The organism is Paenibacillus sp. OT2-17, assembly GCF_009827695.1.
Classification (GTDB): Bacteria; Bacillota; Bacilli; order Paenibacillales; family Paenibacillaceae; genus Paenibacillus; species Paenibacillus polymyxa_B.
Map to the genome: position 1 here is coordinate 1 of NZ_WUDQ01000957.1, position 796 is coordinate 796.

Consider the following 796-nt stretch of genomic DNA (forward strand, 5'->3'; position numbering starts at 1 on the left):
TAGGCGTTCCCGTTGCTCAGGTGTGTAGTCCTTTTTCCAGCCCCAGCCTCCATTTTCTTCATAATGCGCCCATGCAGAATCGATCTCATTGTTGCCGCACCATAAGGCAATACAAGGATGATGACGCAGCCGCTTAATATTGTCCTCTGCTTCCTGTGCCACATTGTCCATAAAATCCTCATCCCCCGGGTACATACTGCAGGCGAACATAAAATCTTGCCACACGAGCAAACCGTATTCATCACAAAGCTCATAAAATATGTCTTGTTCATAAATACCGCCACCCCACACCCGCAGCATATTCATATTCGAGGCGGCTGCACTGGCAATTTCATACCGATATCGTTCCATCGTAACTTCAGTGACAAAGCTGTCATTCGGAATATGGTTAGCCCCTTTTGCAAACACAGGAATTCCGTTCAGCTCAAAATAAAAGCTCTCTCCTGCTGCATCCCGTTCACGTACAAGACGGATGGAACGCAGTCCCGTTTTTACTGATTTTTCCGCGATTACAGCTCCTTGTCCTTGCTCCACCAATTCGGCCACAAACGTATATAAATGCGGCTCCCCCAGTCCACGGCACCACCACAGCTTCGGCTTCTTCATCTCCAGCTCCAGCTCGACCGTCTGCTTCCCCTTCAGCAGCCGTACCGGCTTGGACCACACCTTCCCGTCAGCGGAAATACGCAACTCGGCATCTCTAATCTCATCTGCATTTTCGATCTCTACCACTGCCATGAGTTTAGCCCCTACCGAATTCACCTCGTCCTGTCGAATAAACAAGTCTCCCACGATC

Annotated in this window: 1 protein-coding gene; it reads right to left on the reverse strand. The window is 49.6% G+C overall.

The window, feature by feature from the left end:
- A partial coding sequence (locus GRP75_RS28440) for a glycoside hydrolase family 2 protein (RefSeq protein WP_369127590.1) occupies positions 1 to 796 on the reverse strand: 796 nt, incomplete at both ends.